The organism is Pseudomonas sp. Q1, from assembly GCF_009935975.1.
Taxonomy (GTDB): Bacteria; Pseudomonadota; Gammaproteobacteria; order Pseudomonadales; family Pseudomonadaceae; genus Aquipseudomonas; species Aquipseudomonas palleroniana.
The window spans coordinates 126,945-152,191 of the sequence record NZ_QODI01000002.1 but is presented as its reverse complement, the minus strand read 5'-3'; the positions used below and the strand labels follow the sequence as shown (position 1 = coordinate 152,191).

At 55.3% G+C, this 25,247-nt stretch carries 33 protein-coding genes and 6 pseudogenes; 23 read left to right on the top strand and 16 right to left on the bottom strand.

Annotated elements, in window-relative coordinates:
• Window positions 1-2 precede the first annotated feature (2 nt).
• From DK870_RS03555 to DK870_RS03540, 4 genes are all read left to right on the top strand, one after another.
• A complete protein-coding gene (locus tag DK870_RS03555) occupies window positions 3-245 on the top strand; it encodes a hypothetical protein (RefSeq protein WP_161547940.1) in 243 nt (80 codons plus the stop codon).
• Window positions 242-712 (top strand): hypothetical protein, encoded by a 471-nt coding sequence (locus DK870_RS03550; protein ID WP_161547939.1) that lies wholly within the window; start codon window positions 242-244, stop codon window positions 710-712. The genes DK870_RS03555 and DK870_RS03550 overlap by 4 nt, the downstream gene beginning before the upstream one ends.
• A 78-nt stretch (window positions 713-790) precedes the next feature.
• Window positions 791-1,138: a hypothetical protein gene (locus DK870_RS03545; protein WP_161547938.1), complete on the top strand. Its 348-nt coding sequence runs from the start codon at window positions 791-793 to the stop codon at window positions 1,136-1,138.
• Window positions 1,139-1,183: 45 nt separating this feature from the next.
• Window positions 1,184-1,999 carry a YfdQ family protein gene (locus DK870_RS03540; protein ID WP_161547937.1) on the top strand — a complete coding sequence of 272 codons (816 nt, stop codon included), beginning with the start codon at window positions 1,184-1,186 and terminating at the stop codon, window positions 1,997-1,999.
• Window positions 2,000-2,068: 69 nt separating this feature from the next.
• Here DK870_RS03540 and DK870_RS03535 read toward each other — a convergent pair whose 3' ends face one another.
• Complete coding sequence (locus tag DK870_RS03535) at window positions 2,069-2,800, bottom strand: hypothetical protein (protein ID WP_161547936.1); 732 nt, start codon at window positions 2,798-2,800, stop codon at window positions 2,069-2,071.
• An 80-nt stretch (window positions 2,801-2,880) separates the two neighbouring features.
• On the opposite strand from DK870_RS03535, the gene DK870_RS03530 reads away from it, so the two are divergent.
• The 3 genes from DK870_RS03530 to DK870_RS03520 all read left to right on the top strand — a co-directional run bounded on the left by DK870_RS03530 (window position 2,881) and on the right by DK870_RS03520 (window position 5,282).
• A complete protein-coding gene (locus DK870_RS03530) occupies window positions 2,881-3,660 on the top strand; it encodes a DUF2786 domain-containing protein (protein WP_161547935.1) in 780 nt (259 codons plus the stop codon).
• A 446-nt stretch (window positions 3,661-4,106) separates the two neighbouring features.
• Window positions 4,107-4,619 (top strand): DUF4406 domain-containing protein, encoded by a 513-nt coding sequence (locus DK870_RS03525; RefSeq protein ID WP_256679804.1) that lies wholly within the window; start codon window positions 4,107-4,109, stop codon window positions 4,617-4,619.
• Window positions 4,620-4,991: 372 nt separating this feature from the next.
• A complete protein-coding gene (locus DK870_RS03520; RefSeq protein WP_256679803.1) occupies window positions 4,992-5,282 on the top strand; it encodes a hypothetical protein in 291 nt (96 codons plus the stop codon).
• A 133-nt stretch (window positions 5,283-5,415) separates the two neighbouring features.
• On the opposite strand, the gene DK870_RS29300 is transcribed toward DK870_RS03520, so the two are convergent.
• From DK870_RS29300 to DK870_RS03515, 3 genes are all read right to left on the bottom strand, one after another.
• The gene (locus tag DK870_RS29300) at window positions 5,416-5,688 is read right to left on the bottom strand and encodes a hypothetical protein (RefSeq protein ID WP_178126851.1); all 273 of its coding nucleotides are present in this window, start codon (window positions 5,686-5,688) and stop codon (window positions 5,416-5,418) included.
• A gap of 180 nt (window positions 5,689-5,868) precedes the next feature.
• Window positions 5,869-6,168, bottom strand: coding sequence for a hypothetical protein (locus DK870_RS29575; protein ID WP_256679802.1), 300 nt, complete (start codon window positions 6,166-6,168; stop codon window positions 5,869-5,871).
• A gap of 1,275 nt (window positions 6,169-7,443) precedes the next feature.
• A complete protein-coding gene (locus DK870_RS03515) occupies window positions 7,444-7,689 on the bottom strand; it encodes a hypothetical protein (protein WP_161547934.1) in 246 nt (81 codons plus the stop codon).
• A gap of 128 nt (window positions 7,690-7,817) precedes the next feature.
• On the opposite strand from DK870_RS03515, the gene DK870_RS03510 reads away from it, so the two are divergent.
• The 9 genes from DK870_RS03510 to DK870_RS29565 all read left to right on the top strand — a co-directional run bounded on the left by DK870_RS03510 (window position 7,818) and on the right by DK870_RS29565 (window position 12,078).
• Window positions 7,818-8,183, top strand: coding sequence for an HNH endonuclease (locus tag DK870_RS03510; RefSeq protein ID WP_161547933.1), 366 nt, complete (start codon window positions 7,818-7,820; stop codon window positions 8,181-8,183).
• 49 nt (window positions 8,184-8,232) lie between these two features.
• Window positions 8,233-8,691, top strand: a complete 459-nt coding sequence (locus DK870_RS03505) for a hypothetical protein (protein ID WP_161547932.1) — start codon at window positions 8,233-8,235, stop codon at window positions 8,689-8,691.
• Window positions 8,692-8,742: 51 nt separating this feature from the next.
• On the top strand, window positions 8,743-9,144 hold the full coding sequence (locus DK870_RS03500; RefSeq protein ID WP_161547931.1) for a hypothetical protein: 402 nt from the start codon (window positions 8,743-8,745) through the stop codon (window positions 9,142-9,144).
• Between the two features lie 36 nt (window positions 9,145-9,180).
• On the top strand, window positions 9,181-9,336 hold the full coding sequence (locus DK870_RS29295; protein WP_178126852.1) for a hypothetical protein: 156 nt from the start codon (window positions 9,181-9,183) through the stop codon (window positions 9,334-9,336).
• A gap of 34 nt (window positions 9,337-9,370) precedes the next feature.
• The gene (locus DK870_RS03495; RefSeq protein ID WP_161547930.1) at window positions 9,371-9,589 is read left to right on the top strand and encodes a hypothetical protein; all 219 of its coding nucleotides are present in this window, start codon (window positions 9,371-9,373) and stop codon (window positions 9,587-9,589) included.
• Between the two features lie 2 nt (window positions 9,590-9,591).
• The gene (locus DK870_RS03490) at window positions 9,592-9,804 is read left to right on the top strand and encodes a DUF4224 domain-containing protein (protein WP_161547929.1); all 213 of its coding nucleotides are present in this window, start codon (window positions 9,592-9,594) and stop codon (window positions 9,802-9,804) included.
• Window positions 9,805-10,839, top strand: coding sequence for a tyrosine recombinase XerC (xerC, locus tag DK870_RS03485; RefSeq protein WP_161547928.1), 1,035 nt, complete (start codon window positions 9,805-9,807; stop codon window positions 10,837-10,839).
• Between the two features lie 318 nt (window positions 10,840-11,157).
• Window positions 11,158-11,400 carry a hypothetical protein gene (locus DK870_RS29570; protein ID WP_256679816.1) on the top strand — a complete coding sequence of 81 codons (243 nt, stop codon included), beginning with the start codon at window positions 11,158-11,160 and terminating at the stop codon, window positions 11,398-11,400.
• Between the two features lie 312 nt (window positions 11,401-11,712).
• Complete coding sequence (locus DK870_RS29565; RefSeq protein WP_256679801.1) at window positions 11,713-12,078, top strand: hypothetical protein; 366 nt, start codon at window positions 11,713-11,715, stop codon at window positions 12,076-12,078.
• Window positions 12,079-12,179: 101 nt separating this feature from the next.
• On the opposite strand, the gene DK870_RS03475 is transcribed toward DK870_RS29565, so the two are convergent.
• Entirely contained in the window at window positions 12,180-12,389 is a 210-nt protein-coding gene (locus DK870_RS03475; RefSeq protein WP_161547927.1) for a hypothetical protein, read from the bottom strand.
• An 83-nt stretch (window positions 12,390-12,472) separates the two neighbouring features.
• Between DK870_RS03475 and DK870_RS03470 the strand changes: the two are divergent.
• A pseudogene (locus tag DK870_RS03470) lies at window positions 12,473-13,118 on the top strand (SOS response-associated peptidase family protein).
• 90 nt (window positions 13,119-13,208) lie between these two features.
• The gene (locus DK870_RS03465) at window positions 13,209-13,817 is read left to right on the top strand and encodes a hypothetical protein (protein ID WP_161547926.1); all 609 of its coding nucleotides are present in this window, start codon (window positions 13,209-13,211) and stop codon (window positions 13,815-13,817) included.
• A gap of 13 nt (window positions 13,818-13,830) precedes the next feature.
• Here DK870_RS03465 and DK870_RS03460 read toward each other — a convergent pair.
• The 8 genes and pseudogenes from DK870_RS03460 to DK870_RS03435 all read right to left on the bottom strand — a co-directional run bounded on the left by DK870_RS03460 (window position 13,831) and on the right by DK870_RS03435 (window position 17,187).
• Window positions 13,831-14,352 (bottom strand): annotated as a pseudogene (locus DK870_RS03460) (lysis protein).
• Window positions 14,349-14,882, bottom strand: a pseudogene (locus tag DK870_RS03455) (glycoside hydrolase family 19 protein). Before DK870_RS03455 ends, DK870_RS03460 begins: the two co-directional pseudogenes overlap by 4 nt.
• Window positions 14,869-15,063 (bottom strand): annotated as a pseudogene (locus DK870_RS29560) (tail fiber assembly protein); the annotation flags it as partial. The pseudogenes DK870_RS29560 and DK870_RS03455, both read right to left, overlap by 14 nt.
• A 12-nt stretch (window positions 15,064-15,075) precedes the next feature.
• Entirely contained in the window at window positions 15,076-15,438 is a 363-nt protein-coding gene (locus tag DK870_RS29555) for a phage tail protein (protein ID WP_256679800.1), read from the bottom strand.
• A gap of 166 nt (window positions 15,439-15,604) precedes the next feature.
• Window positions 15,605-15,778: pseudogene (locus tag DK870_RS29550) on the bottom strand (tail assembly protein); the annotation flags it as partial.
• Window positions 15,779-15,840: 62 nt separating this feature from the next.
• Entirely contained in the window at window positions 15,841-16,131 is a 291-nt protein-coding gene (locus DK870_RS03445; protein ID WP_256679799.1) for a hypothetical protein, read from the bottom strand.
• A gap of 72 nt (window positions 16,132-16,203) precedes the next feature.
• Window positions 16,204-16,821 (bottom strand): hypothetical protein, encoded by a 618-nt coding sequence (locus tag DK870_RS03440; RefSeq protein WP_161547924.1) that lies wholly within the window; start codon window positions 16,819-16,821, stop codon window positions 16,204-16,206.
• Between the two features lie 141 nt (window positions 16,822-16,962).
• On the bottom strand, window positions 16,963-17,187 hold the full coding sequence (locus DK870_RS03435; RefSeq protein ID WP_161547923.1) for a hypothetical protein: 225 nt from the start codon (window positions 17,185-17,187) through the stop codon (window positions 16,963-16,965).
• Between the two features lie 1,002 nt (window positions 17,188-18,189).
• Here DK870_RS03435 and DK870_RS03430 point away from each other — a divergent pair.
• From DK870_RS03430 to DK870_RS03420, 3 genes are all read left to right on the top strand, one after another.
• Window positions 18,190-18,489: a hypothetical protein gene (locus tag DK870_RS03430; RefSeq protein ID WP_161547922.1), complete on the top strand. Its 300-nt coding sequence runs from the start codon at window positions 18,190-18,192 to the stop codon at window positions 18,487-18,489.
• 51 nt (window positions 18,490-18,540) lie between these two features.
• Entirely contained in the window at window positions 18,541-18,768 is a 228-nt protein-coding gene (locus DK870_RS03425; RefSeq protein ID WP_161547921.1) for a hypothetical protein, read from the top strand.
• Between the two features lie 70 nt (window positions 18,769-18,838).
• Window positions 18,839-19,117, top strand: a complete 279-nt coding sequence (locus tag DK870_RS03420; RefSeq protein WP_161547920.1) for a hypothetical protein — start codon at window positions 18,839-18,841, stop codon at window positions 19,115-19,117.
• A gap of 98 nt (window positions 19,118-19,215) precedes the next feature.
• On the opposite strand, the gene DK870_RS29545 is transcribed toward DK870_RS03420, so the two are convergent.
• Entirely contained in the window at window positions 19,216-20,034 is an 819-nt protein-coding gene (locus tag DK870_RS29545; protein WP_256679798.1) for a DUF1799 domain-containing protein, read from the bottom strand.
• A gap of 56 nt (window positions 20,035-20,090) precedes the next feature.
• Here DK870_RS29545 and DK870_RS03410 point away from each other — a divergent pair.
• Window positions 20,091-20,607, top strand: a pseudogene (locus DK870_RS03410) (DNA cytosine methyltransferase); the annotation flags it as partial.
• A 24-nt stretch (window positions 20,608-20,631) separates the two neighbouring features.
• Here the strand turns inward: DK870_RS03410 and DK870_RS03405 are convergent.
• A complete protein-coding gene (locus DK870_RS03405) occupies window positions 20,632-22,227 on the bottom strand; it encodes a histidine kinase famiy protein (protein WP_104993873.1) in 1,596 nt (531 codons plus the stop codon).
• A gap of 116 nt (window positions 22,228-22,343) precedes the next feature.
• Window positions 22,344-24,062, bottom strand: a complete 1,719-nt coding sequence (locus DK870_RS03400; RefSeq protein ID WP_161547919.1) for a hydrogenase maturation protein — start codon at window positions 24,060-24,062, stop codon at window positions 22,344-22,346.
• 273 nt (window positions 24,063-24,335) lie between these two features.
• Between DK870_RS03400 and DK870_RS03395 the strand changes: the two genes are divergently transcribed.
• Complete coding sequence (locus DK870_RS03395; RefSeq protein ID WP_104993875.1) at window positions 24,336-25,247, top strand: LysR family transcriptional regulator; 912 nt, start codon at window positions 24,336-24,338, stop codon at window positions 25,245-25,247.

Below are 25,247 nucleotides of genomic sequence, written 5' to 3'. Positions count from 1 at the left end.
CCATGATCAGTCTGAACCTTTACGCAGTTCGAGAAAAACAGATCGAATCTGATCGGCTTGCTGCGGCGGTGGCCGACTTCTGGAGGACGCCAGGGGGTCGCTACCGGGAAATTCCTCCCGCCAAACCTTCACCGCCACCCAAGCGCCGAGATTGGATAGACCCTGAAACGGTCCTCTACCGGAAGCCCAAGGGGCTGACCGCAGCAGATCGCAAGGCCCTTCGGCTGATGGCGAACTCGCTATGAGCAAGCGCAAGCCCAACAACTGCTTCGCCCGGGCCGAGCGCGCTTGTCGGTCACTGCTCAACACCAATCACGTCGCCGTCATGAACATCGACCCCAGCGGCTTGCAGATCATGGTGAATTGGAAGAGCTGCAAGCAGATTCGCAGCCTGGCTATTGCCAACGCCCTCTTCGACTTCTCCTATCACTGGACGATCTACATCAGCGCCATGTGTCGCAACGAGCGTGGCGTTGAGTACGTCAAGTCGGTAGAGATCTCGCCCGAGGGCATCTACAAGGCCGAGCGCCTGACTGACGCCATTGAGCACTACTACCTGGAGCTGCGAGACGGCTGCAACCCGAACCACATAGTTGCGTCAGGTTGGATCGCCGTTCCCGCCGAGGTCACGCTCGACGAAGCCCACGCCGCGAAGCTTTTCCTCGCCGCCGGCGCATGGGGTCAGGTGAAAGTCGATTCATGCGCCGCATAGCCCGTCACCAGCAACGCAAACGTCAAACCTGGCTCGCTCTGCCGGCCAGCGGAATCAATCACCCCCGGAGATTCAACAATGTCAGTCGCAACCGACACAGCCGAGTTCCTTGAAGAACTCAACGGCGGCGCTTTCGCCAGCCAAATAGGCCACGCCCTTTCCGAAGTAGCCGCCGGGGTCGTTGACCACGGCAAGGCTGGAAAAGTGGTGATAACCCTGGATTTCAGCCAAATCGGCGAATCGCATCAGGTCAAGATCAAACACAAGCTCGACTACAAGGTGCCTACCAAACGTGGCACTCGTAGCGAAAACACCAGCCTCGATACCCCCATGCATGTGGGCACCGGCGGCCGTGTGACCTTATTCGCGGAGAAGCACGACCAGCTCTTCACCCGCGATGACGCGCCTATCCCTAAGCGCAGCTGAACCGCCCCGCTACACCCTCCCTCCAGTAAGCCAAGGAAATAACCGATGTCACTTACCAAAGAAGCAATTCAGCTCATTACCGATAACGCACTGGAAGCCACTGGCAAGAAGCTGGAGACGTTTGTGCCTACGGTGGTCTTGCCGGATAGCGCAAAAATCATCGACCTTGAACGATACCAGGCTGGTCGCAGCCGCTTCCGTGGCACCTACAGCACCCATTCGCTGGAAGATTTTGCGTTGTATGTGGCAGAGCGTGCAGAATCGGGCGCCCGTGGCTTCATCGATCAGGACGCAATGAGCTGCATTTTGCTGTTCAACCTGGGCACTGCTGCATCTCCCGGGCACGCCGATGACCGCGCCATCCTGAAACTGAAGCCGACCGCCGGGTACACCGCTGCCCAGCAAATTGGCGGTCGCGGTATCAGCCAAAAGGATTTGAGCGATTGGATCGAAGACTGGCACCAGTACCTCACGCCGATTGACGAGGCCGGTAACGCCATCCCTGTGGCCAGGGCCATTGCGGCAGTGCGCACCATCACGATCAAGGCGTCGAGCGAATCGGAAACCATGGTAGGCGAAACCAGCGCCAGCCGCAGCGCCATGGACCAAATCGAAGCGCGCAGCAAAGAAACTCTGCCGGTATCGTTGCAATTCAGCACCGTTCCGTTCGAGGGATTGACCGAACAAGTCATCACTCTGCGCCTTTCGGTTATCACCAGCGGCGCAGTGCCGGTGCTGAAACTGCGCTGGGTAGGTGAAGAAGTTCAGCGCGAAGACATCGCGCAGGAATTCAAGACGGTTCTTCAAGAGAAGATCGGCACGAGCGCATCGCTTTCTCTTGGCTCGTTCGATCCTAAGTAAATCATCCGGCCGGGAAACCGGCCGCCTCCCCCTGGTCGCCATATGCTGAGAATGCAAATATGTGAAAAATCAAATATCGCGTCCGTTTATCTCATTATTGACTTGAACAACAAGATCCAAAACAGCTGAGTGCGCCTTCGTTATCAGTAAAAGAACGTCAACACCATAGTCCTCAAAGTGAAACTCCACCCAATCAAACTCTCGAGACAGCACAATACCTTCGGAAATCTGGTCTTGCAATTCGGATGTAGGCATTGAGTTTGATAAAACCATGCGATTCGATTTAGCAATAGGAATACCATTAAAGCTACAGTTATCGAGAATCAACCCCTCACAGTTAGAAAAAGTTCCAAACCCGTTAATATTTATGACATTACTCTTTGACTGCTTTCTAACCTGCGCACTTAACCCATTGTGCTTGTTAAAGTTAGAAGCCTTGCAAACAGAAACAAGCCACTCATCACCACAACAAAAAGGCTGTATAGACCGAATGATCGAGAACAATTTCGGCGCCTGCTCATCCAAAGCAGGTAGATTTTTCTTTACGCTTTTTAAAAACTCGACCTCATCTTTCCCATATGGAAAATAAACACTATTACCTTTTTTTGTATAAGACGCCCAAACGTCTTGAGCTATATACTCCAGGGCGCTCCGTATATACTCCAACGCCGACTTGACCTTTGTTTTCGAGACATGCAAAACGCTCTCTGCGGCTCTTGCTTTTTTATAGTCCTCATCTAACTGCGCTATGATCTCTTCTGCTGCTGATAAAACTTCCATAGCATTCTCAAATCGCGACATATCTCTCTCCTAATACGCCCGTACTAAATTCTATTAATACCCCAATCCAACCAATCACGCCACCCAGGCGAGGCTCCCCTATGTCCGCACAACAGATCGACGAAAAGAAGCTCGAGCGCGCCATCCGCAAGATCAAGCACTGCCTGGCAATGGCGCAGAGCGCCAACGAGAACGAAGCCGCCACTGCGCTCCGACAAGCCCAGGCATTGATGCGCGAGTACCGGCTGACCGAAATGGATGTGAAGTTGAGCGATGTTGGTGAAGTAGAGTCGTCCCTGTTCCGCGCTCAGCGTCGACCGGCATGGGATCAACAACTCAGTATCGCTGTGGCAGACGCATTTAGTTGTACAACCCTGCGGCGCAGGAAGTGGAGCTCCTCGAAAGGCCGAATCATTGAGTGCGCGACATTCGTCGGCGTTTCTCCTGCTCAGAACATAGCCCTGTATGCCTATGAGGCACTGCACACCAAGCTCACTCAGGCCCGCAAAGCCTACTGCTCGGCGGTCAGATCGGGCGTTCATCGTAGTCAGTATTCCGCAGAAACTGCAGGAGATCACTTTGCGCTGGCCTGGGTTTGGGAAGTCCAGTCGAAGCTGAAATCGCTGGTCCCTCAAGGCGAAGACGACCAGCTCGGGCCCACCGCTACCGGCCAGGACCTCGTCGCGATTCAAAACCAGGACAAGGCCCTGATCAGCGAATATCTCGCCACCCAGGAAATCGGGGAGTCCAGGAAAAGCAAAGCCGTAGAGTTGGATCTCAACGCCCAGGTCGCCGGAATGCTCGCAGGCAGAAAGGTTGACCTTCACGCCGGCATTGCACGCGGCGGTGAAGACATCCTTGCGTTGTCCGCAACAGCCTAAATCAGCTTATTCCACCGCCCGGGCATGGCCCGGCAAGGACTCCCCATGCCCCCAAAAAACAAAATTAAAGCCTGCTCTGCACTTTTGAGTGCGAGTGAGTGAGGGCCAGGATGAGGCGGTCTAAACGCGGATCAGTCGACTTGCCTGCTGATCATCTATGGTAGGTATAAATCCACGACGCTTTTGCTGCTCAAGCCACGTTCTCGCCAGCTCCTCGTCAAAGCTCCAATCGCGAGACTTCAGAAGAATGAGTGCCGCACTGGTGATTCGATAGTGACCGCATTTTTGACAGACTCTTTCTTCGTAATCCTCGCCAACATCGGTTGCGAGCGCTTTCTCGCCGCAAATAAAGCATGTCATAGATCTGTCCTTAGATATGATCTTCGAACTGTAGCCGATTCTTTAAACCTAACCACCTCCCGGGCATCGCCTGGCAAGGGCTCCCCATGCCTACCGAAAACCGCAAGCCCGACATCCGCAGCATCGTTACCGACTCGCACGTCGGCATGATCGCCGCTGTTACTCGGACTACGCCGCCGGCGAACGAGCCGCTGCCGTCATTCATCCAGGCACCTGTTGATCGAGCAGTTGACCGCATCAGGTCGTTCCTGCTGCCAGGTGTAAACCTCCAGGCCGACCGCGCCCATCGCGTCTACGTGGCCGGGCCAATGACGGGGATCGAGGACTTCAACTACCCCGCCTTCAACGCCGTGGCCGATCAGCTGCGCGCCCTGTGCTACGAAGTCGATAACCCGGCAGACCACGGCATCGTCGAGGGTGCGCAGTGGGCCGACTACATGGCCTACGACCTGACGCGCCTGGGTCTGCGCGGTGTGATCGCCCTGCTGCCCGACTGGGAGAAGTCGCAAGGTGCCCGTCTGGAATTCCTGAGCGCCGAACTGCTCGGCATGACGGTTGCGAAAACCCATGATCTGGTATTGATGGAGACGTCAGGATGAACATCATTGCGATGTGGGAAGAGAAGTCAAAATTGTAAGGAGACAGCCTAATGCCGCATTAACCTTGTAGCCATGTCCGAATCGATTAAAGGGATAGTGCCGCTGCCTTGCTGATCTGCAATCCAGCGCCTGGCGAGATATACATCAAACCTCCAGTCGCGCTGCTTATACAGCTCAATCGCAGCTACGGAGATCCGGTATTGACCGCATCCGGCGCATACATATTCCTCACTATCGTAAAGCGCGACTGGCTCGACGTTACCCCCGCAAATAAAGCAAGCCATTTTGACCTCCGTTGCTTGTGGCCAATTAATTTTATCTCATTGATCAACGCTCTTCACCACCCGGGCAATCCCGGAGTAGGTCATTGTTATGCCTACAGAAAACAAAGCAGCTGACCACTTCGGCACGAATGGGCGCACCTTCCACATTCATCTGAGCGTATGCGGCGCAATTCGCGACGTAAGCAAGCACGAACTCAAAGGCATGTTCCGGGTGGACGGACGTGAATGCACCACCGGCGAGGTGAAGAATCTTCTACTCGAAGGATTGGCCCAGGACAAAGAGGTGCTTCCATTCGGACCGCCGTGTGATGGCTTTGACTTCAGCGGCAAAGGGGTGCCCCGGACACGACACCCCTCCACAGGTTGTGAATGCCCATGATCTGGTGACGAGGGAGGCTATTGAACAGCAGGCGTTCTGCCGCTCCTGCGGAAAGACGCTGGTAGTTGATGATGGGACGGAGGCGATGAAGAGATCAGATTCGGCCAGCGCTATACGCACCGAAGCAGCTCGACTAACAAGAAACGGAGGTTTCAGTCGAACTCTGGTTTGTCATATCTGTTAAGGCAAAACTATCGCTAGCGCCCATTTCTAGAATATCCAAAACGTATACTCGAGACTCCCAAAGCAGCTGAAAATCGGCTAACCCTCGCTCTGCTGCTTGGAAGGTATCGAACAGCTCCGCAAACTGGGAGTTACGGCACAAGCGCCTATTGCCTTGGAAATCAACAGGCTCAGTAAAAAACGTTTCACCTTCTGGGCTTATGAGTCGAAGAATCCATTTCATACACACACCTCTCTTGGCTGCAGTGAAAACTTGAGATATTTCTATCTCAAGCAATGCCATTTAGCCACTACACAGGACTGAATATCCGATAAGAGGTAGACTAGACCCCCAAACGCATGAAAGAGTACATCTGTACCCCACCTGCAGAACCTGTAACCCCTCCCCCTTCAAAGCCATCCGCTACTTTGACGAAGCATTTCGGTGAGGGCTCACGCGAGCATCAGCAGCCAGTTTACGAGCTCGACCGACGCCCCAAGCCAGCGCTCTGGTCATCGATTCGCGAGGGTATGAGTCATCAGCTTCTTCGTACAAAGCCATTCCATCTGCGGCATATATTCCGATGAACATGTCAAGCTTGCCTGTTCGCGATAGCCTGACATGCACATCAATATGAGTTCCATCGCTTAGTGTTTCATCGTGCGTTAGAGAGTGAAGCTCGGGGTCAGCCCAGTTCCAGTAGATATCGCCTCGAAGTCTCATAGGGCCCCCTCCTTACCGCCAACTGTAATGGTGAGTCGGGACGAAATTTAAACCTATGAAAGCAAATCGCAAGCGCATCTAGATCGCAACTGACAGCTGGTCGAGATATCTATACGAATCTAAATTCTATGTACAACTTTAACCCGCCATAGCGGCGAGGAAGACCCATGTCTGAAATAAAATCCGATTCCCGGCGCCGATGGTGCGCGCCATCCTGAACGATAGGACGTACCTTGCTATCGGCTGTGAGTGGGGGTGAGACCTTCAGCTTGATCCGGAATTAGATCATCATGAGCAACACCTCTACGCCCCCAACGGCAAACAAAGCAATGTTGCTGACAGCCCGGACCGTTGTAGCTCAATAGATCAATGGAGACGCCTAACCCGTCCTCACCTATCGCGTTGAAGATCCATGGAACGATGGTTCGTAGGGCCCCATAACCATGCTGGTCTCAGGCACAACTATGTATGCCCTCTCGTCCTGGTTCTTCTCATTATCGCGAGAACAATACACGAGGAACTCACCGTTGCTCCTGCGACTGACTCGATATCTGTAGTTTTCACAGTGATCCACCTTTGCCTGAACTAGTGCGTCGGTGATGGTGTTGTTGAATTCGTAAATCCAGGGGCCCGGATACATTTCGTTCAATGCCCCAGCATAGGCAGCCAGTGGCAGCAGCGTGCCAATGGTTAGCAGCAATCGCTTCAAGTCTCGCTCCTTGACCGGCTCCATGCCGGTCACCCGTAATACCCGATCTCATCAAATCACGCCAGCTGGCTGCACGGAGGACAAATGACTGAGTTGTTGGTTTTTTCACAAGATGGCGGAATACTCGTCAGGCTAACTGCTCGGAGGTGCACCGTCCGGGCCGTTGAGCGGGATGCCTACTCCGCATAGGTTATATGCACAACGACGAGTTGCATTCCTACTCTGCCGTCGGGGTACTTACTCCAGCTGGTCGGCCATCAAGTGCAGGCATCGGGTCGGTTTTAACTCCCGTGAATATTGAAGCCCAAGCTTCGTAGGATTGCCTATGGAGTGCCACGGCATCATCCCATCGACTGCCCTCCACCTCACGAGAGACTACAAGCAACATAAGGTGATTTGTAGCAGCATCGAGATCGAGTAGGACGTGATGGGCGGTGAAGCGGAAATCATCAATCGAAGGCATTTCGGCACACTTATTCGGGACCGAGCGGCGAGGTTTCGCCATTCGTAACGCGACATCAGTGTGACATCACCACAGAATCCAGTTAGAAATTGCAGACGGCCGGTTACTTCAGTTGATGACTGTCGACCCAGCGCTCAGCAGTGGCTATCGCCTCAGCCAGTGCATTCTGATAATCCCGCCACGGGCCCGATAGATCTGCAACCGTGTTGGCGTATCCGGGAATGTCACTGCTCTCAATGACATGCGCCGCAACCGGCGTCTCGTCGTTAGGCCTGTTCCAATCAAATTTCAAGAACAGCCGGTGCCCGCGGTATTCGTGAGCAATAGGCGTATCCAAACTGTGCGGCATATCCCTCTCCTGTGGGCTTTCCCAAGCATAACTACAAGTTTCAACTATCCCGGTCGATTGCACCACTGACGCGAAAGGCCACTACCCCCCTTTTTTTCAAAGCAGCCGCTCTAGCGGCAAGGAGACCTATGCGCCTGAAGAAAGCTGAGCGCGAGCAAGTGCGCCTGAAATACGGCGGGCACTGCGCCTACTGCGGGGTGCTGCTTGGTGACCGGTGGCACGCCGATCACCGAGAGCCAGTGATCAGGGTCAGTGATGAGCGCGTGGCCGAACAGGCCGATAACCACAACCTCGCCAACATGATGCCCGCCTGCGTGCCCTGCAACATCAGCAAGGGCCGGCAGACGCTGGAAGGCTGGCGGGGCTGGATCGCCGGGCACATCAATTCCCTAAACAGCTACCACCCCATCTACCGCTTGGCCAAGTCCTACGGACTGGTCGCGGAGACTGGCGCGCCGGTGGTGTTCCACTTCGAAAAGGAGCAGCAGCCATGATCGCCACCCTCTGGTTCGCCTACGTCTTCATCTATCGAGGGCCCAGGCCATGAGCGATGTTCCAATTGAGCCACAGGACTATCTATACGGCGTGAAGGTTGTGCAGATCGAAGACCTTCGGGTTGCTCGGGGCATGACGCGGCGCCCGGCCAGCAGTTGCCAACACAAGAAGCTGGTGTATGACGAGAAGGAGCGCCGCGTCTGGTGCAGCGACTGCGAATCCGAGGTCGAGCCCTTCGACGCATTCGTTGGCCTTGTCGGGGTTTTCAGCGGCGGGATGAACTCGCTGAAGCGACGGCAGCGCGAATTGGCAGAGGCCGAAACTTTCCAGATGCGCAGCCGCGCCGCGAAGGTAATGGACGAGGCCTGGCGCAGTACGAAGATGGCACCGCTCTGCCCTCATTGCATGACCGCGATTCTCCCGGAAGACGTCGCGGGCGGCGTCGCCAGTACATCGAAAGCTCTGGTAATCGCGGCACGCAAGCGAAAAGCCGAAGCAAAACCCTAATCCAAATCCCCCTACATGCCTGCCGGTGAGCGGCGGGCGAGGTAGTCCTGCATGAAAAATTCGTCCTCGAAAGATGTCCTCGATGAAATGACGAAGGATGAACTGGTTGCCTGGATAAGAAACCAGCACTTCTTTCGCCCAAAGCGAAGCGACGTTTTGTATCTGCGCTGGGAACGGCAGTCCGCCGAAGTTCTGGACGAGATGCAAAAGGAAAACCGAGCGCTCGATGGTGTGGATTTCAAGGCTCGCGACCGACTTGCGAACCGATTCAATGAGTCGAGGGACCCAGAAGAGAAGCTTCAACTTCTCAAGCAAATTGAGCCTTACGACAAGGCTATGTCGGACCACATCAAGCGCTCACAGACCATCGATAGGAAAAGAAAAAGAGTCGACGCCCTATATGAGCAGATCGACGTAGAGCGCCAAAAAGAGAGCGGGCGCCGGTCCGCTTAACCCACCTTCTGCCGCCCGCCGCGGCAAGGACACCCCGTGACCATCACCAAAATCATCAAAGGCCCACACCGCTTTTTCGGTTATTGGTGGGTCATCGCCGACTGCAACGGCATCAAGCAGCACATGTCCTTCCGCACTGAACAACAGGCGCGCGCCGTCGCACCTGGCCAGGACAGCGTGACCATCCACTAAATATTCGGCCGCCGCCGGCGGCAAGGAATCCCCTATGTACGCAATAAAACTCACCGCGATCATGGCGGCCCTGTTGCTCTACGTCAGCGCCACCACCTGCTGGTTCTTCTGGATCGGCCCGGAGTTGCTGATGGATGGCGACCAGGAAAGCTTAGTCTGGGCCTTCGTCGGCACCTGTTTCTGGATGCTGATCACCTTCGGCGTAATCGTTCACATCATCAAGACAGCGCGGCCCACGGCCGGCAGGGGGTAGATATGGACGAAATTCACTTCCTGTCGCATGAAGAGGTATGCACGCTAACCGGGGCCAGGACAAAGGCCGGCCAGGTGCAAGTTCTAAAAAGAAACGGTATCCGACACACCATCAAGCGCAGCGGCTGGCCTTGCGTTATCGCCAGCGCCCTGACCGGCGAGCCGGTATCAGTGCAAACAGAAAAACCAAAATGGCAGCCACGTCTGGTGAGTTAAATGGGAAGGAAACCAACACAAACTGACAGCGTTACGCGCCTCAGGAAGCGTAAGCAACGCAGCGGAACCATCTATTACTACTACGACCTCGGGGGCACGCCAAGAAAAGAGATCGCCCTGGGCAGCGATTACGGAATGGCTATCGTGGAGTACGCGAAGCTCGAGAAGAGCCGCGCGGCCTCGGCCTTGGTAAAGGACGTACTCACCTTTGCCTACGTCGCAAAAATCTACATGCTCGAGGTGGTTCCCACCAAGGGTTTAGCCACCCAGAAGGATAACGCCAGAGAGCTGAAGCAATTGTTGAAGTTCTTCGACGATCCGCCAGCACCGCTGGAGGCGATCGAGCCCCAGCACGTCGTCCAGTACCTGCGCCAGCGGGGCAAGACAGCTCCAGTTCGAGCCAACCGGGAGAAAGCACTGCTCAGCGCGATATGGAACTTTGCCCGAAGTAGTGGCTATACCTCCCTAGCCAACCCGTGCGCCGGCGTGAAAGGGCATAAGGAATCGGGTCGCGATCAGTACATTGAGGACGAGATGTTCGCCCTGGTGTACCAACACGCCGAACAACCGCTGCGGGATGCTCTGGACCTGTTCTACCTGACGGGTCAGAGGATCGCCGACACCCTGAAAATGGATGAGCGCGACATCCGCGACAACCGGCTTGCTGTTATGCAGGGTAAAACCAATGCGAAAAGGAGGATTGAGATTACTGGACAGCTGAAGGTCGTGATTGATCGAATCCTGGCCAGAAAGGACGGGCACAAGATTAGAACGAGCCGACTCATCGTTATGGATAACGGACAGCCAATGACCAAGAGCATGTTGCGCGGGAGGTTTGACGCGGCCCGAGAAGCGGCCGGTGTTGAGAAAGGAGATTTTCAGATGCGCGATCTGCGCGCTAAGGCGGGTACTGACAAAGCCGAATCGAGTGGTGACATTCTCCAGGCGCGCGACCAACTTGGGCACACCACTGTGGTAATGACCGAGAACTACATCAGGAAAAGAATCGGCAAAAAGGTCACTCCGACCAAGTGAATTCTGCACCGCAATCATTTTTACACCATTGAAAATAAAGGGCTACAAGGGAGGTAACACCTATGCATAGCGGTGCAAAATAATCGCTAACCTGTTGATTTATCGGAAATACCTAGCGGACTTAAAATCCCCCGCTCGTAAGGGCGTCCCGGTTCGATTCCGGGTTCGGGCACCATAGATATCAAGGGCTTGCATGATGAACTTCATGCAGGCCTTTTTTGTTTCTGGTCCGCAAAAGCGACTGTGGTCCGCAATTAGTTATTTACACTCCTCTCAAGGCGTTCTGCCGATCTGTATCAAATCCCAAGAACACACCGGCTGCTAAGCTGTTCACTCCAACAGAGGAACGCCGGGCCCAACTCAGACCTACTCCCCTCCCTACTGTCCAAGCACTACGAAAACCAGATCGCCTTAGAGGCTTCCATCATGGAGCTATCGAATTGGGTCGAGCAGCGTGGCTCCGTCGACTTGGCTGATAACATGCGCGGCGCGCTAGACACTCTGGACAGGAACGAGGAATTCATAAATATGACCCTGGCAGTCCTCAGCACACCTGAATGACTGCCTCTCGTCGCCTCAAATCGCGTCGATGGCCAGCCTCGATTACTGTACGCACATACAGAAAAATAAGTAGCCGCTCACATATCCCCTACACAACTCAAAAAGGAATGGCTCGCCAAATGGCGAAGAATCCTCAACAACAACGCGTTCCGGATGGATAGCCCCAAGGCCCATAGGACTATGTGCAGATGGGAGACTCGCGACATGCTGGAGGCAGGGGTATTGATCATGGAAAAGCTGGAGATGGACGAACTGGTTGACGCGGCCTACTAGCACGCTGTCGAGGAGCTGGTTACCGCGGCTGCCGGATACATGTTTGGCGGCCACTACGACCTAGTGCACCGAGCCAGTTCAGAGTGCATTGGGCAGATAATCGCCAACACCTTCTATTCACTCGCTGGCCCGGGTGCCGGTGGGTTTGATGGAAAGGTGTATGGCGACAAGCATGAGCTGCGTCTGATGCTTCGCCAGAACAATGAGGTTTGGTTGATAAATGGGTTAGCGCTGACCACGCCATCCGGCGAGCTGTACAATTTGGTGCAGACCGCGCAAGTCATCTGCGGAAAGATTTATCCAGCCAATTGCAACGCGGATACCTATCGAGCACTGGTCGATTGCGCTCAGGTTGCTCTGGAAGAGCATTATGTCGAGTGCTATCGGAAGCCAGACCTCTGCTGATATCCGCCAGTTTCATCAGATGCACAACTTTTCGACCGCTTTGGGCTAAGGGAAGATTGCACGAACTGCTCCGGTCAGAGCTTCGTTCCTAAAGTGGGAAGTCAGCCAACGTCGTCTGCATAAGCAGCGCCTGCCTCCTCCACCAAATCCTGCCATTCGCTGCAGTCGATTACCCTCCGCTCAAGCATATTGTCAGCAAGAGCAAGACGGGTTTCATATCGGTACTCCGGCGGTCCGGCTTCAAACTCAGCATCGCTGAGAAGCGCATACCACGCCTCCATCTCGTTAACCTGTGGAATATCCGTTGTCACGACGAATCTCTCGTCTCCATGTCTACTGGGTAGAGACCGGTAGAAACGTGTCGGTTCACCAGGTTCGAAAAGGGGAGACGGCTATGTGTGGAAGACTCTCGCAGTACAGCGGGATTCACGACTTCGTTGCAGCGCTGAGCATGCCCAACGCAATGGTGAACTCAGTGGGTGAACTGCCGCTCGAGCGCTACAACGTCGCCCCCACAACTACTCCACCTGCAAGGAGACCTGCTGCAGGCCGACTACGTACCCTGGTGATGGCGGCCGCACTGAGCTAAAGACCGCGCCGCACCGATCAATGCACGCGTTGAGAAGGTCGCGCACGGCCCTTTCTTCCGGGCGATCTGGCCACACCGGGCAATCACGCCCATAGATAACTGGTTTGAGTGGGTAGATGAAGGCGGACCGAAGAAAGAGCCCTACATGATCCGTCGGTTGGACCGTGCCCCCGTGTTGTGTGCCGCAATTGATCAATTGCCTGACGCCGACGAAGGCCCAGGGGAGCACGACGGCTTTGTGATAATCACCGCACACAGCGCCGGCGGCATGGTGGACATTCATAACCGGCGCCCCGTGGTGCTGACGCCAGACCTGGCTCGGGAATGGCTAGACCAACTCGCTTGAGCGTGAACGAGCTGCAGAGTTGGCGCAGGGATTCTGCCTACCTACTGAAGAATTTGAATGGTACTCGGTGGGAAAGCCGTGGGGAATGTGAAAAACCAGGGATGAGAGCTTATAATCCCTATCTAGAACATAAACACGATTTTAACTCAGCCCCAACCGCGCAATTTAAATAAGGTCTAATCTAGGAATCAGTTAATGAGCGAAGCTCCCACTCCTCGCATGATGCATCCGGCCAAACTGTCTAAAGGCATTATTAATGAAGCTTCAGAAAACAGCTTGGTTCTTAAAGAATTTATAGCCTTCTGTCAAAGCATACACATCTGTTACTACATCTCCACAACTGGCCTGAATGACTTCGCGAAAATCCTTAAGAAAAATCGACACAACCCAGAGCGCACCATGTACTTTGGAAATGGACACCCGAACAATGGAAAGTACCATGCCAAAATTAATATGCGAGAACTATCTAACTCCTTGAAAGAGAACGGAAGCTACTATGACACTCTTGCAAAATCTCAAATTGTATTAATTTTTACTTCATGGGACGAACACTATCGCACTTTAATAGCTAACGAACACAACTGCATCAACGAGCGCGTCACAAGCGACCTCATGGGAGACGTAAGATTGATTAGGAACTGCATCATCCACAATAAATCAATACTTACAAATGAACCAAAAAGAATGAAAGAACTCTCATGGAATATTGTGCCCGGTCCTTTAACCATAACCAATGACATGTTCCAGTCCTTGATAGAGCATATCAACGGAATGACAATAAATATAGCAGACATAAAACTGTAGTAATTATAAAAATCTACAGACCATTTGAAACCTCTCTTATAAACGATTGACATGCCGATAACGCGATCAGTCCTTGGTCGCCGTCGTTGGTGATTTCGATAATTCGTTGAGCATGCGCTGGGGCAAGTTGGGCTCGACGGGCTGCATGAACCACGCCTACGACGCCGGGAGCGGCAGGCACGTTGCAGCCACTAGATGAATCCGTGGCGTCGAGAAGGACTGACAGCCAGACATCAGCAGTGGCAAGGCGATCGCGTAAAGCAGCCTGGTTACGTTGGGCATCGGAAAGTTCTCGGGCGTGTTGTTGGTCCTGGCCTGCCAGCTATTGCTCTAGGGTCAGGCGCTTTTCTTGATCGGCGCGGGCCTGGGCGACGGCGGCGTCACTGATCGATGCCAGGTCATCCTTATACCACCCTTGCTCGGCGAGCTTCTTGCCCATGCGTCACTCTTGCACCTGCCAAGTCACCCCGGCGGCGACGGCCATCGCCAGCAATACCATAATGACCAGCCCGGCCAGCCTCTGCACCGGCGTCACGCCAGCACCTTGGGCGCTTTGTCGTACAGCGCCTGGCGATCTTCCTGACCGGTGAGCCCACCATTGATGCCCGGGTGATCGTCACGAACTTTCCTTGGTCTACCAGGGTGTTCAAACCACGCGTCGACCAGAACCAGGCCGCCGACATCGCGACGTGTTGTGGTAGTTCCAGAAGCTGGGGGTTGCTGATCAGGCTCAGGCCCAGGGCCTCACCGCACGCCGCATAGTTCGCTCGGCCGGTGATCTGGATCAGGCCACGGCCACGGCCACGGCCACGGAACTTGGAGCCATCACCCTTCACGGTGTTACTTAGATCGGCGCGCCCCTCATAGCCGAGTTGCTGCGCAGTCGGTCCCCAGATCTCGCGGACATACCGCAACTGTTCCGACTCATGCCTTACCTGGGCGATAAATGGGACGGTTCGCGCCGTGCCGACGATTCCATAGCGCCCATGGCCAGGAACAAAAAACGCCGGCTTGACGGCCGACGTTGGGGAGGATCTGCAGCAACTGCTGCTCAGTAATAGGCATGGTTTCTCCAGGCACAAAAAAACCGCTCAAAGCGGCTGATGGTAGACAGTAGGTTATTCCGGAAGACAGGCCATTGAATGGATTGCGGGTAATCCACCTGGTCAACCACACGGCTAAGCGCAATCCGATACTTCTTCCACGCCTTTAGAGCTGAAATTTCTGCATCGGTGGCTTCGTCGACATCTACAGCATCTTAAAATGGTGTGATTGCGTGGTAGGCGGATGATCGTAGGCGGGTGATTCCCTCTTGGGCGGCTTCCAGCGGGTCATCTGTCGGTAGAGCCGATTGCGGCAGCACCTCGAGCGGCAAGTCCTCGACCGCAACATGTAGGGTAATGCTGTGCGCGAGATCTGCGGGCTCGCCGTCTTTGGCGACACTCACCGCCAGCACAGCATCGCTGTAGCTGATCGCCACCGAACACGACGCGTCCTTCTGGTTCACGACGTCACCCCAACCCTCCGGGGCCGGTGTCATCCCGAGCGTGCCGTACACCAAGTACTGACCGGGCCCTGGGTGTTCTGTGGTAATGGAGTTGACACTCAGGGTTGCGTCCATGACAGCGCCAGTAGCGCCGAGGATGTTTACTGCTGCTAGAGTTGTCATTTAGATCGCTTTAAGTGTGCCGTCAGCGGCGCGAGTGGTGTTTGCGGTGCTGTAGAACTTTGCCCAGCCTGACGAGCCAGTGAAGCGTCGCATCATCAGTTCCGTAGCCGCATATCTCCTGTGACTTTGCGTTAGACAGGAATCTCTCAAAACCCGCGATCTGGACACAGAGCGCCTTGATAGCCTCCTAAGGAGTTCGCACAGAAAACCTGAAAGAGCGCCCAAATTGCCGAAGCTGCCCTTAGAGCAGAATCGTGATCAGCGGTTGAGAGTTGATCGCCTGTGCGGCCATGTTTTTTCTCCAGGTAATAAAAAAAGCCCGCCGAAGCGAGCCTTGAATGATTTTATGTATCGCTACAGGCAGCCTTGCAGAGCAGAGAGCCTTTTATTAGCGATCCAGTTATCAACCACCACGTAATATTTTGCCTCTGATCCAGAGCCCTTTGGCTGGATATCAACGAAATACTGCGAGCCCTCGGTGAAAACCATATATCCAGTATCGCAACCTGGCTGGAGAGTTGCCCCAGGCGTGCCGCCGAAGATCGGCTGGTTTTGCCATTCGTACTGAACACATTTAGCTAGGGCGACGTCTAATTTCGTCGAGCCCAGCACCTTGTAAGGTCCGCCTTGGCGAGCTTCGTTCATAGTTGGTGCCATGCACCCGGACAGAATCGTCGCCATCACGAGCCAAAAGCCAGAAACTTCATCGCCCTCATGTCAGTTAACCATTTCTAGAATTTTTCGCTCAAGCGTTCCCTTGGCGTAGCAGGTTAGATCGGAAGAGGAGTAGCCCTGCTTCGTCGAAAAGTCGAAGGTATTTCTACCATTTCCGCCAGGCGCACCGTCAAAGCTAACAGCCGACCAATCGACATCAAGCACGTATTTTGTATTTACCGCTACAGAGGTTCCTGACGCTATTGGAGCCACATAAATATTCACCCGACCTTCGAGTTTTGTCTTGCGCGCCATATTGAAAGCTATTGATTTGTCGTTGGTGACACTGAATGCAGACGAGTCAGCCGATGGATAACTGTAATTGGTTTTACCCCTAGCATTTTCAAATGTTCGATTCGTTACCCCGCAATCCACATAATCGGAGGGCTTCTGAGTCGAGAACGAGAGATTTATCAGTCTGGAGTTTTTGTCGATATTGTTGATCACGAAAAAATCGCTGCTGAGCTGCCTGACCAAGGCATCCCACACCTGATCGAAAGGAACGGACACCTCCTTGGTGTTGGTCATGCTTTTCGGCACTGGCGCCCGATAGTCGACCGACGAGCTTGCGCAACCAGCAAGGAATATGCCAAGTGATACCGCAGTAAGTAAAGTGCGCATCTATCATCTCCATTGATTACAGTCGCGACTGTACCACTGAAGAATTAAAATCAAAATGCCAGCACGAAAGCCGCGCATGGGCGCAGTTATTCTGATTCGCGAGCGCCTGCTTGACATCGTGCGGGCTGCTAGAACCTAGCTTCACGGATCAACCTTCGTCTCAGAAACGAATTCGCGCTGATTTTCATTGCTGTCTTTGAATACCGCTTTCAGAGCATTGGCCCGCCGCTCCAAGCAAGCATTAAACGCGGGACTTTGACGTGCGCCAAAATCTAAGCAAGGATCACGATTATCCGGCGATTGTCGTGGGGTGGAGCATCCCATTAGAAGCGCAGCCAACGCTACCGCCGCTATCAAAATCCGCATGTCGTTCCCTCTTTGGTTTAGCGGGACTGTAGCATTTCCCGCTTTGGATTCTCTCAGCAGTGGCCCTTTCCAATGCGTCGTCGGTGCTAAGACTGATGCATTAGAGGGGCACATCTAAATTTTTCGAGAAGTAAATCCACTTTCCTGATATTCAATCAGCGTTTCAAGGCATCACATTCGCACACAAGTCCCTGTCGGAGATCGAACCGCAACTACCGTGGCCCTCCTTCGCTCTGCAGTAAGCGCGCTGATCCGAATCACCAATGCTGTCGCAGCCAGCGGAGGCATAACCGCTGATCATCATTAGCAGTACGAAAATCAATCTCATCGTTTTCTTCCTTGGTTTGCCGGGAATCTCCCGTTATTTTCGGCACCCTAGGCGCTCTGCGCGAAAGCATGTCAAATTGACACCATCCCAAGGAAAAGTTCCTCTGTCTCTCCAGCAATTTACCAGCTGTCCAGGCATCCAGTGTGGATGGAATGCCAGTAACCAAAGCTCAACACGCCGTAGTAGCTTAATGCATCCAGCAAGCCATGAAAGGGATTGAAAATGGCACAAGTGACAGCGAACACGGCGTTACACATTACCCAGATCGCCAACACTCTTCTGGGAGCAGGTCCGGAGTGGAGTAACGCTTATGGAATTGGAGCCACGGTCCCTGCTTCTGGCATTTATCGATGCACAGGATGCGGTGACGAGATCACTTCCAACAAAGACGAAAAATTCCCTCCTCAAAACCGACACCAGCATGCGAACCAATCGGTGCCCGCGCAGTGGCAGTTGATCGTCAAAACCCAGACAAAAGCGTAAAGGATTTTCCAGTCCTTCGCCTGCAAGCCCAGGGACTGGGACTGGGACTGGGACTGGGACTGGGACTGCGCCAATATCGGCGCGTTATAACCCTGAGGTCAATGTGGCTGTACTACTCAACAACCTTACTTTGTCCCGGCCCCAAGCCCAGCCAGCCGTTTTCTTGCATTCAACGACGTGGAGTAATCGCTATGAAAAACCTCAAATCTATTTCTGCTGCATGGCGCAATCGAAAGAAGAAAACATGGGCAGAACTCAACGACTGGGCGCTCGCCCTCATAGGCGTACCAAGCTTCTTGGTAGGTTCTTTCTATGGGTTGATTGTTAAGAAGGTAACGCCGGAAATGGTCGATCTCTCGCAGATCCACGGCCTCCCCCACGAGGCTATTCTGGCTTTCCTCTTCTTGGGAGGCCTAGCACTGAGCAGTTGGTATTTTCTGAACGTCGCTCGGCGGTGCAGCCAGCTGCTTTATGAGCGCAATTTCAAGTAACCCAACGCCCGGCCCGCCGGGCAACGTAAGGATCCCGCAATGAGCGACCAAATGACCAACGACGAGCTTAGTCTTCTACTTGACAACATTAGGCTGGAGATAGGCGAAAATTACAGATCCGGAATAGAGAAAGCGACTGTTCGACTTGAGCCTCGTGAGCTGCCGGAGTTGGAGCACATTAAGAGAAACCTTGAGGTCGATGGTCGTACGTTCCATTTCGATGAGGCTTCATCAAGGCTCACAATCGACTCCAGCAAGTGCCCCAAATCTCTCGATTAAATACGCTCCAGCTATAGCGATCATCACCATAACTGGATCAAAAGACTCAAGCCCAACCATGGATCGGTTTATGGAACACGACTTCAGAAAGCTAAAACAGGCGCTTACGGAACCGGCTGATGGCCCTTACGCCCTGGCGAAAATGCGTGAGCTGCTGCTTGAGGCGTTAGAGGATTGGCCAAACGAAAAATACAGGGCCGCTGATTATCTCCTTCCCTGGGGGCGGCCTATTCGAGAAAGCTCTCGTCACACCATCGCTCACTTACTAACCCACATAAATGATCAGGATACTGGTGACGCGAAAAGCATCCTAAAACCCATGGAGCTGATAGATTTTCTGGGCGCTTAGCGAGCTCGACTAACCCTTGCCGCCTGTACGAACCCTCAGTAACGCCCGAACATTGACCAGTAGTAGCCTCCGCCCACTAAAGGTCTGGCCAGGAGGCCCTATGTCCTACACGGATGAAAACGAAGCAATTGAGGCCACGGATGTCTCGCTATAACGCGCAGGGCTTCGCCTTCCAGCACCTGGAGGTCCGGGAAGATTTCAGCGAGTTTCTTTTCCTTAATGCCGAGAAAGCTGACCACATCGCGATGCTGTTGCGGTCGAGACCGACTGCGCCGCCAGTGCCCACCCGTCATTGGGTGGACATTCGAGAGGAATGCCGGCCAGTTACAGGGCCAAACTTCCACATCTTCCTCATCGAGGTCGGCAGCCGTACGCCCGAGAGCAGCCAACTGCTCAGCAGATTGACCGCTTACATACATCGCGCTGGCTGCAGCCCTCAGTTTCCCTGGCGAGCCTAACTGACCGCGCTCTGATACCCCACGCTGAAGCCTGCATTCCGATGAAACAGCGAGTTCAGCAACGCAAACGTCAAATCTGGCTCGCAATGCCGGCCAGCGGAATAAAGGCAGCGCAGAAACGGCCTGGCAAAGGCGAATGCCTAGGTTCAAATACACCGCGCCATCAAGTTCGAAGAACACGCCGCCGTACATCCACGGTGCGCCCGGGTTCAGGCCGATCGCCTCCCTGGCTTCGTCCATGTCGATGCTGGCAGGGCAATGCTCCTTCAACAGAGCCGGCAGGCGCTCATGCTCGGCGACCTGGGCGGCGCGCGCCTCCTTTTGCGCTCCTTTCGAGGGCTTGGCGCTGGTGCGCAGAGCGCGATAGTCGTACTTGTCGGGGCGGCACCAGTGCACGTCCAGCTCGCGGCTATCAGTGCACTTCACGCCGCCGACGTAGCTTCGATTGCCTAAACGCATCGGCGAAGCTGCACTACCAAACACCTAGCCAAGCTTGGTGCGTTGGGCATCACCCCATGCCCGAAATTACCTGCGGCTCTGTGTGCAGCGGCATCGAAGCAGCGACACAAGCCTGGCACCCACTGAGCATGAAGACTGCCTGGTTCGCCGAGATAGAGCCGTTCCCCTCGGCGGTACTGGCCCATCACTACCCGATATGCCGAACCACGGCGACATGACCCGGCTGGCATCCATGTGCTGGCCGGCAAGATCCCGGCGCCGGACGTGCTTGTCGGCGGCACCCCATGCCAGGCGTTCTCTGTAGCCGGCATGCGCGAAGGCCTCACCGCCCCTCGCGGCGCCCTCACCATCAAATACGTGGAGCTTGCAGATGCAGTTGACTATGTTTGCGCCGGCCATCGAAAGCCTGCCAGCGTCATCGTCTGGGAGAACGTCCCCGACGTCCTCAGCGACAAAGGGAACGCCTTCGGATGCTTTCTTGGCGCGCTTGCTGGGGAAGACTGCGAGCTGCAGTCTCCAGGGAAAAAATGGCAGGACGCTGATTGTGTGTATGGCCCCAAAAGGACAATCGCGTCTTTTTCTACTTCTGAAAGAAAACTAAAGCCCCCCCGGCGAATCAAGGATCTGCCTGACCTTACGCGCAAGGTCATGTGGCAGATACGGCTTGGAGATCACCTCGAACTCTGACCCGCCAGCGTCCGTACGCTCGATGGAGTTCTCTGCATAGCCGGTGGTCAGTAGCACCTTGGTGCTTGGGATGCGTCTTCTGACCTCTCTCGCCAACATGACCCCATTCATGCTTCCGGGCATGATCAGATCGGTGAAGAGCAGGTCATACTGTTCACCCGCTTCGTATCGTTTCAGCGCTTCGCGCGCATTGAGCGATATTTCAGTGATGTAGCCGTAGTCCTCAAGCACCATCTTGGCGAGTTCTGCGACATCCGGGCGGTCCTCGACGATCAGGACCCTTTCGGTGCCATCCTGGTTATCGGATTTCAGCCTGAGCTCATCGGGAGATACCGACGCACTGTCCACTGGAAAGTACAGGCGCAGCGTCGTACCAATGCCCTCCTCCGAGTAGATCCGGGCGGCCCCGCCGGACTGTTTGGCAAATCCATATACCATCGACAGGCCCAGGCCCGAGCCCTTGCCCTCATCCTTGGTGGTAAAGAATGGGTCCATCACGCGATCACGGATGGCCGCGGACATGCCTACGCCGTTGTCGGTAACGGAGATGCTCACGTAGGCGCCTGGCAGCAAGCCGTCATAGGACGTCGCCAAGTCCTTGATCAGGACATTGCGCGTCTCAATGAACACTTTCGGTTCATGTCGCCCGATCAACGCATCCCGGGCATTGATGAAAATGTTGAGCAGTGCCATCTCGGCCTGAGTAGGATCAATCCGGCAGTTTTTCAACGAGCCATCAAGGTCGGATTCCACTTTCACTGCGTTGCCGAATGTCCGCTCTATTAAAGGCTCGACCAAGTGAACGAGCGTATTTAAGTTCAGGACGCGGCCCTGTAGTTTCTGCTTTCGGGAAAACGCCAACAGTTGCTTTGTCAGCGTACTGGCTTTTTCCACCGCGGACTTGGCATGGAAGGCGCTTCTCTTGATTCTTTCCAGGCTCGGCTCAGGTTTGTCGACGGCGCTGCCGATCAAGTCGACGTAGCCACCGATCACCTGCAACAGATTGTTGAAGTCATGCGCAATGCCGCCCGTCAACTGACCCAGCGCCTCCATCTTCTGAGCCTGCCTCAAACCTTCCTCAGCGTCACGGCGACGGCTTATATCTAACTGCGATGCAAAAAAATAAATCACATCGCCTTTTTCATTTTGAATAGGCGAGATGAAAAGCGCATTCCAGAAACTGCTTCCATCTTTCTTATAGTTAAGAACTTCGGTCGAAAACTCCTGCTTGTTTTTTACCGCGTCCCTGATGGAATTCACCACTTCTCTATCGGTCTCGACGCCTTGGAGAAAGCGGCAATTTTTCCCGACAATCTCATCATGCGCGTAACCGGTCATTTCCAGAAACGCCTGGTTGGCGAAGATGATCGGGTTGTCCGGCGCATTGGGGTCGGTGACGATCATCGGCATACGAGTCGTTTCGACTGCAGCAAAAAAGATGTCTTTTGGATGATCAGAAATATCTGCAGAAACGTTATCGTCTACCCGAAGGTTCTTGTGTGGCATCGCGCGCCTCCAAGCAACATTTGAAATCGTAGGACCGTACCGTCCCACCCAAATTCCCTTTTTCAGAGTGCTTGAGCCTACGACCTCGCGACACGATGCCGAGCACAACGGCGCCGTCAGGCGACCAACACGCTCTCACGCGACACCGCCCATGCTGCAATCAAACGCTGCGGTGTCTGGCAGCTCTTGCGCTTGAACACAAAGTTGCGGCACTTCTCGGCAAACTGCTGGCGGTTGTGCACCATGTCCAACTGCATCTGGGCAAGTTCGTGGTCACGGCAACGCTCAATCTGTGCGAAGTCCTTATCGGCTTTGCGTGCGCGATGCGCTGCGTACTTTCCATCAGTCACCGTACGTTGCGCTTCTTGCGCCAACCAGCGGCCGAACTCCTGCGGGCAACGTGGGCCGATGTCCTGGACCATCCCCCACTGCCGTGCCTGCACGGCGCTGATCGGCAGGCACTCTTCGGTAAGTTTGTAGGCAAGCTCACTGCCGACGGCGCGAGGCAGGCTGTAGGTCCAGTACTCGGAGCCGTAGAGGCCCATGGTCTTGTAATGCGGGTTCAACACGACACCTGCACGGGCGAACACGATGTCGGCCGCCAGCGCCAGCATCACGCCGCCCGCCCCTGCGCTGCCGGTCAGGCCACTGACCACCAATTGGCGGGCCGTCAGCAACTCCTGGCACACATCGTCGATCGCCTGGATATTGGCCCAGGCCTCCAGCCCCGGTACGGGCGCAGCCTGGATGACGTTGAGATGCACACCGTTGGAAAAGCTCCCGCGCCCGCCCTTGATCAACAGCACCTGGGTGTCCCGCGCCTTGGCCCAACGCAGCGCAGCCACCAGCCGCACGCATTGTTCGGTGCTCATGGCGCCGTTGTAGAACTCGAAGGTCAGTTCGCCAACGTGGCCGAACTCGCGATAACGAATCGGTTGATAGGCCGACTCATCAGCTCCTTGGCTGGCGATTGAACCGTCCAGCACCGGAACATCCCTCAACAGGCCAGCCAGCACCTGGCGTGCCGGCAGCTTGAAGGTTTCCTCCCCTGGCTGGGCCTTGCGTTTGAGCGAACCGATCCACACGCTCCGATCACCGGCGGCCACCAGCACCGCGTCGTCCTGAACCGCCAGGATCTCTCCCGGCAGGCCGCAACGCGCGTCCAGGTGTGCGTCGTACAGGTAATACTGCCCACCCGCGAGACTCGCCAACACACCCGGCTGCCCGTCGGCGGCGTCGATGCTGCGCTTGATGAACCGTGCGCAGTCATGCCAGCTGAAGGAGCGGTCGATCTGCTTCATATTCGGCTGCAAACGCCCGACGACGCTAGGTTGCGTGTAATCGAGCGGCGTGGGGACGAAACCGCCGGCAAATTTTTCCACCACGTCGCGAATGCAATAGATTGCCGCGTCACTCACCGTACCATTGTACAACTCGGATTTGCGCACATCGGCGGGCATGTCGAATTCAAACGTCGACCAGACCGGCCCCGCATCCATTTCTTCGACCGCCTGCAACGCCGTGACGCCCCAGCGGCCGACCTGCTGGGTGATAGCCCAGTCCAGCGCGCTGGCGCCACGGTCACCGACGATGCCCGGATGAATGATCACAATCGGGCGATCCGGGTTGCTCCACAGTTGCTCCGGTACGCGGTCCTTGAGAAACGGACAGATCACCAGATCGGCCGCCGATGCCTCGATTTGTCGGCACACCGTGGCCTCATCCGTAAACAACACCACGCTGGGGTCGTAACCTGATTGGCGCAGGTCCAACCAGGCGCGCTGGGTCAAACCGTTGAACGCCGATGACAACAATATGATCTTCATTGATCGCATGACGGACTCTTCCTTGAGAATGCGCGGCCAGTGGCATTCATTCAGCCTTCCCTGGCCTTTGATGGAGACGCCAGGGTAGAGGGAGAACCGGGGCGGTCACCTGATCGAGATCAAGCTTGAGCCGGTTGAGCGAAGATAGGGATGCACGAAAGGTCTCAAGTCTGTCGAATTATGACCTGGACGGTCTTTATAACAGCAGCATACGATGGCTGCTATCGAGGTTCATCAACGCAACACCTCGATAAAAAGGTAAAGCAATTACCAGGAGCTACCATGCAAGATCTACGTCAGCTGCGCTACTTCGTCGCCGTCGCGGAATGCGAAAACGTCGGCCGCGCAGCGGAACAACTGCACATTTCCCAATCGCCTCTGAGCCGGCAGATCGCCCAGCTTGAAGATCATCTGGGCCTGGCCTTGTTCGAACGGCGTAACCAGCGGCTGTTCCTCACCGCTGACGGGCGCACCTTCCTGTCCGAGGCCCGCGGCCTGCTCAAGCACGCCGAGCGCCTGGAGTCCCTGGGCAAGCGCCTGGGGCGTGGCGAGGAAGGCGGCCTGTGCATCGGCTACGTCAACCACGCTATCCATGCCGGCGTGTTGCCAGGCGCGGTGCGGGCGATCCGCGCCGAGCGCCCACAGATCCATATTGCCCTCTACAACATGACCCCACGCGAGCAATTTGAAGGTCTGCGCCAACGCAGCCTGGACATCGCGCTGGTCTGCGAGCCCCCGCCGGACAACGACCCCGACCTGCTCGCCCGCCCTGTGCTGAACGACCCCATGCTGCTGGCGATCCCGACCGAACACCCGCTGGCGGCCAAGCTCGAACTCACCCCCGCCGACCTGCATGAACAGGAATGGATCATCACCGGCAGCCAACCCGACTCGATCAATAAACGCGACGACTTCATCGCCCGGTGCGCCGATGCCGGCTTCGTCCCACGGCTGTCGCTGGAGGCGACCGACCCCTTGAGCGTGCTCGGGCTGGTGTCCGCCGGACTTGGCCTGGCCATGGTGCAAAGCAGCCTGGCCACCAGCGCAGGCCCGACGGTGGTGCTGCGCGAGCTGGATTGGTTCAGGCCCTGCGTCAGGCTCTGGGCCGCCTGGCACAAGGTGGACCTGCGCCCGATCGTCAGCGTTTTCCGCGGCCAGGTACTGGCGCTGGCTGAGCAGAAAAAACCGGCCTGA

Coding starts and splice junctions, on each gene's coding strand:
- DK870_RS03490 (WP_161547929.1), top strand. CDS start 9,592: ATGGACGAAATTCACTTCCTGTCGCATGAAGAGGTATGCACGCTAACC.
- DK870_RS03525 (WP_256679804.1), top strand. CDS start 4,107: ATGCCTACCGAAAACCGCAAGCCCGACATCCGCAGCATCGTTACCGAC.
- DK870_RS03500 (WP_161547931.1), top strand. CDS start 8,743: ATGAAAAATTCGTCCTCGAAAGATGTCCTCGATGAAATGACGAAGGAT.
- DK870_RS29545 (WP_256679798.1), bottom strand. CDS start 20,034: ATGCGTTTAGGCAATCGAAGCTACGTCGGCGGCGTGAAGTGCACTGAT.
- DK870_RS03515 (WP_161547934.1), bottom strand. CDS start 7,689: ATGCCGCACAGTTTGGATACGCCTATTGCTCACGAATACCGCGGGCAC.
- DK870_RS03530 (WP_161547935.1), top strand. CDS start 2,881: ATGTCCGCACAACAGATCGACGAAAAGAAGCTCGAGCGCGCCATCCGC.
- DK870_RS03395 (WP_104993875.1), top strand. CDS start 24,336: ATGCAAGATCTACGTCAGCTGCGCTACTTCGTCGCCGTCGCGGAATGC.
- DK870_RS03400 (WP_161547919.1), bottom strand. CDS start 24,062: ATGCGATCAATGAAGATCATATTGTTGTCATCGGCGTTCAACGGTTTG.
- DK870_RS03540 (WP_161547937.1), top strand. CDS start 1,184: ATGTCACTTACCAAAGAAGCAATTCAGCTCATTACCGATAACGCACTG.
- DK870_RS29575 (WP_256679802.1), bottom strand. CDS start 6,168: ATGAGACTTCGAGGCGATATCTACTGGAACTGGGCTGACCCCGAGCTT.
- DK870_RS03440 (WP_161547924.1), bottom strand. CDS start 16,821: ATGCGCACTTTACTTACTGCGGTATCACTTGGCATATTCCTTGCTGGT.
- DK870_RS03445 (WP_256679799.1), bottom strand. CDS start 16,131: ATGAACGAAGCTCGCCAAGGCGGACCTTACAAGGTGCTGGGCTCGACG.
- xerC (WP_161547928.1), top strand. CDS start 9,805: ATGGGAAGGAAACCAACACAAACTGACAGCGTTACGCGCCTCAGGAAG.
- DK870_RS03550 (WP_161547939.1), top strand. CDS start 242: ATGAGCAAGCGCAAGCCCAACAACTGCTTCGCCCGGGCCGAGCGCGCT.
- DK870_RS03545 (WP_161547938.1), top strand. CDS start 791: ATGTCAGTCGCAACCGACACAGCCGAGTTCCTTGAAGAACTCAACGGC.
- DK870_RS03420 (WP_161547920.1), top strand. CDS start 18,839: ATGGAACACGACTTCAGAAAGCTAAAACAGGCGCTTACGGAACCGGCT.
- DK870_RS03435 (WP_161547923.1), bottom strand. CDS start 17,187: ATGCGGATTTTGATAGCGGCGGTAGCGTTGGCTGCGCTTCTAATGGGA.
- DK870_RS29555 (WP_256679800.1), bottom strand. CDS start 15,438: ATGGACGCAACCCTGAGTGTCAACTCCATTACCACAGAACACCCAGGG.
- DK870_RS03465 (WP_161547926.1), top strand. CDS start 13,209: ATGAGCGAAGCTCCCACTCCTCGCATGATGCATCCGGCCAAACTGTCT.
- DK870_RS03405 (WP_104993873.1), bottom strand. CDS start 22,227: ATGCCACACAAGAACCTTCGGGTAGACGATAACGTTTCTGCAGATATT.
- DK870_RS03535 (WP_161547936.1), bottom strand. CDS start 2,800: ATGTCGCGATTTGAGAATGCTATGGAAGTTTTATCAGCAGCAGAAGAG.
- DK870_RS29300 (WP_178126851.1), bottom strand. CDS start 5,688: ATGAAATGGATTCTTCGACTCATAAGCCCAGAAGGTGAAACGTTTTTT.
- DK870_RS03555 (WP_161547940.1), top strand. CDS start 3: ATGATCAGTCTGAACCTTTACGCAGTTCGAGAAAAACAGATCGAATCT.
- DK870_RS29565 (WP_256679801.1), top strand. CDS start 11,713: ATGTTTGGCGGCCACTACGACCTAGTGCACCGAGCCAGTTCAGAGTGC.
- DK870_RS03430 (WP_161547922.1), top strand. CDS start 18,190: ATGAAAAACCTCAAATCTATTTCTGCTGCATGGCGCAATCGAAAGAAG.
- DK870_RS03425 (WP_161547921.1), top strand. CDS start 18,541: ATGACCAACGACGAGCTTAGTCTTCTACTTGACAACATTAGGCTGGAG.
- DK870_RS03495 (WP_161547930.1), top strand. CDS start 9,371: ATGTACGCAATAAAACTCACCGCGATCATGGCGGCCCTGTTGCTCTAC.
- DK870_RS03505 (WP_161547932.1), top strand. CDS start 8,233: ATGAGCGATGTTCCAATTGAGCCACAGGACTATCTATACGGCGTGAAG.
- DK870_RS03520 (WP_256679803.1), top strand. CDS start 4,992: ATGCCTACAGAAAACAAAGCAGCTGACCACTTCGGCACGAATGGGCGC.
- DK870_RS03510 (WP_161547933.1), top strand. CDS start 7,818: ATGCGCCTGAAGAAAGCTGAGCGCGAGCAAGTGCGCCTGAAATACGGC.